The organism is Skermanella sp. (genome assembly GCF_059503625.1).
Genome location: NZ_JCACHA010000258.1, coordinates 1 through 3,141, shown reverse-complemented (window position 1 = coordinate 3,141; position 3,141 = coordinate 1). Strand labels below are relative to the sequence as shown.

Genomic DNA, 3,141 nt, shown 5'->3' with positions numbered 1-3,141 from the left:
TTTATTTCTGGACGATGTATCAACGGTACCTGATTTTCGAGAACTGTATAAATATTTACATAACTGTAGCCGCCCTGCCAGGGATATCCAATGAAAGCATCATTTATACGAGCTTGGTCGCGAGGATTAAGCTTGGAATCTAAGCAATAAATAAAAGAGTAACATTGAATAAAAGCGTGAGAAAATTCATGTAGGTCTCTTAAATACCATTTTCCGTCTAATAATATTCTGTATTTACCTCTATTATCAGAGGTTTTTTGGTTGCTGTGACGCTGTATCATGATGATTGACTTTAGAAAATTGTTGTTAGAGATGTTAGCGTAGCATATAACTATTCCTTAAGCATTAATCCTTACAAGCGACAAATTGCTGCACTACATACAAAACGAGAGAAGAAATTGAAAGAACCGTCGCAGCGTCCAGCCTGAAGAAAAGGGGTCAGAATGATCTTTTGCTACTGCCTGTTCGACCAGCAAGTCTCGCAAAGGCGCAGGATAAAGACGCAAGTGTCATAGAGGACGACAAAGCCCGCCAAGATCAGTAGACCAAACCCAGTTCCTGAGCCTCGGCCACAAGCTCGCTCATGGCCGTCTCGCGCTTGGCGTCCATTCGATCCTTGTAGGCCTTCAGATCACGGAACCTTACCCGTCGGTGTGTCCCGACCTTGTGAAACCTTATGGCATTTTTCTCAAGCAGCCGCACAAGGTATGGGTGCGACACATTCAGGTAATCCGCTGCTTCCTGCGTCGTCAACTCCGCATGAACGGGTATCAAGGTGACGGCGTTGTCCTGAGTCATTTTGCTTTCCCCTGCACAGTGCCAATGCTGAATTCAGGATGACGGCGCGAATAGCCGCGCGTCCCATAGTACTTGCCTTGGCCGTGCCGCCCGGATGTCGGCAAAGTCGGGGTGCAGTTGGTTGATAAGCACGTTGCGCTCGAAGCCCATGGCCGGGTGCGAGGGTACGATTAGGACTGCGGAACGCCGGCTGTCGTACCACGCATCGCCGTAGGCGCGGCTTGCCGCGTAGTCAGGGTCGGCCCATCCGGAAACATCGCTTGGACCGACTTCTTCGATTGCGATCTGGCCGGGGATGAAGACCTCGGCGAAGTGTTGCCCCACTGGAATTTTGCCGATCCGGGTGTGCGCCAACTTCTCCAGCATGGCGGTGGCGAAGCCGATCCCCGCATAGACGACGTAGCGCCCCTTGCTGTTCCAGCGGCCACCAGTTTTGAAGGCGCCGCCGCCGTCCAGCAGAGGAAAGCGGTCGTCGGCGATCCGGAAGGCCGTAAGCGGCCCGGTCGGGTGCGACGGCATGCTCAGGCTGGCAAGCCGTGAAGGATCGCGTCCAGGATGTCTTCGACATGCCGCGCGCCGAATTCATCGACGGCTACCTCGATGGGGAGGCGGTTGCCGAGTTCCGGGTGCGGCGTGGTCAGCCACTGCCGGGCATCGTCCTCGTTGCGCCAGACATACTCGGCATGGGCAATCACATTGGCCAAGCGCGCGGTGCGCTCGCTCTCCGCCGGAGAAAGCCTCCCCTCACGCAACCGCCGCTTCAGCGTGCCCTGCGGAACGACCCGATTCATCAAGCTGCGCCGAGCGGTCGGATCGGCGTAGACTCGCCCGACAACGCGGTCGAGTGCGCCGAGCTTCACCCCCTCGCCGATGCCCCGCTGCAAATCTAGGGCAGTGGTGACCGCGCGCCCGAACACTGCGCGACCACCCATGACATTAACGATTTCCTGAACTTGCATGGTGAGCTCCGATCATATGATGCTATTATAAGGCATCATATGATCCAACTGCAAGAGGCGAATTGGGACAGCGCGGGTGATGGACGAACTGAGGGGCACTGCGTCAGAGTAAGCAGCCTATGTCTGGTATCGCAATAATCGCTGATCAGCTATCCTGCTTGCGATCCGGCGCAAATACATGCGTCGAGCAGCGAAAACCAATATGAAGACCATCTCCGACAGCGAAATATCCAGCTGGGGTTTGGCTGGTCTGGAGAAGATGCTCGATAGTGGCCCTGTTTACGTCATCTAGGACGATCAACTTGGAGTGCGGTGCGTTCTGTTGAGAATGTCCGCTCTTAACCTTCAACGTCACAGCTATATAACATAGACACCAAAATTTCAGCAGAATCCGAATTTTAGAATGACCAATATTCTGTGATTTAATCAACCTTAATCATTTTTTCTGTTTTACATTGTGGCATAATGCCGCATTTAGCGCCTTGTTTAAGAAATTTATAAGATTATTAAATATGCTTCAATGAATTATGCAATGAATCCATCGTGGAATTTCTAACATACTGGGCAAATTGATCATGTTAGGTCGGAAATGCTTGAGGAAACCTTTGGTGATCCTTAAAAATTTGGAGAAAAACTCTAAAGGTTCACGAGATTACATGGGGAACATTCCTCAGTGGATCAGTGCCGCATCAGCGATGGCAACCGTATTTTTTGCCATATACACTGTTGTTAACCATTTGGTTCCTTTTTCTCAAAAATTCCTTGTTGAACAGCAGTTAAAAAATTTGGACTCAAAAGTGGAACAATTAAATTTGGAAATAGGCCGATTACAAGATGAAAAAAAGAAGATTACCTTGGAAAGAAACGATCTTGATGTTAGCATTATTAATATTACAAGAAATTTAGCTGGATCGGAGGCGGAGCTTTATCAAACTATGAAGCATGTGAAAGACCTTCGAAATGAAGCTCAGAAATCTGAAGATGAGAAGGTAATATTAGAAAATGAAATTAAAAGTTTATCTTTGGAGAAAGGCCGTTTAACTGATGAAGTAGCTTCGATAGAATCTTCATGGTATAAACAAGCTCTCAATAATCTTGCGGTAAATGCCCGAATTCGGGTTCCATCCATTATATTTAGAGAGAACCATAATTCTGGACCAAACTCTTTTAATTTTTTATCTTTAGACACAAGCATATATTCTAATGATATATTCTACACTCCTATTCCCCTAGACTGCCACTTTGATGAAAAGTATAGCAGCACGCCAGATATTGAACGCATTGCAACTTTCCGAACAGGGCGCGAAGCTGTTGAAGCCTTGCTGCGCGATCCCTACTGGCAACTCATGCCCAGCAACAGGTCCGCATCTTTGAAAAGCAAAAT

The 3,141-nt window shown here is 48.6% G+C and carries 5 protein-coding genes; 1 reads left to right on the top strand and 4 read right to left on the bottom strand.

Annotated features, from left to right (window positions below):
- From AC5JJ6_RS06175 to AC5JJ6_RS06160, 4 genes are all read right to left on the bottom strand, one after another.
- The coding region (locus AC5JJ6_RS06175) for a hypothetical protein (RefSeq protein WP_496041200.1) at nucleotides 1-281 on the bottom strand (281 nt) is incomplete at its 3' end.
- Between the two features lie 256 nt (nucleotides 282-537).
- Nucleotides 538-798, bottom strand: a complete 261-nt coding sequence (locus AC5JJ6_RS06170; RefSeq protein ID WP_496041199.1) for a helix-turn-helix domain-containing protein — start codon at nucleotides 796-798, stop codon at nucleotides 538-540.
- A 33-nt stretch (nucleotides 799-831) separates the two neighbouring features.
- Nucleotides 832-1,317, bottom strand: a complete 486-nt coding sequence (locus tag AC5JJ6_RS06165; RefSeq protein WP_496041198.1) for an RES family NAD+ phosphorylase — start codon at nucleotides 1,315-1,317, stop codon at nucleotides 832-834.
- Nucleotides 1,318-1,319: 2 nt separating this feature from the next.
- A complete protein-coding gene (locus AC5JJ6_RS06160) occupies nucleotides 1,320-1,757 on the bottom strand; it encodes an Xre family toxin-antitoxin system antitoxin (protein WP_496041197.1) in 438 nt (145 codons plus the stop codon).
- A gap of 608 nt (nucleotides 1,758-2,365) precedes the next feature.
- Between AC5JJ6_RS06160 and AC5JJ6_RS06155 the strand changes: the two genes are divergently transcribed.
- A partial coding sequence (locus AC5JJ6_RS06155; RefSeq protein WP_496041196.1) for a hypothetical protein occupies nucleotides 2,366-3,141 on the top strand: 776 nt, incomplete at its 3' end.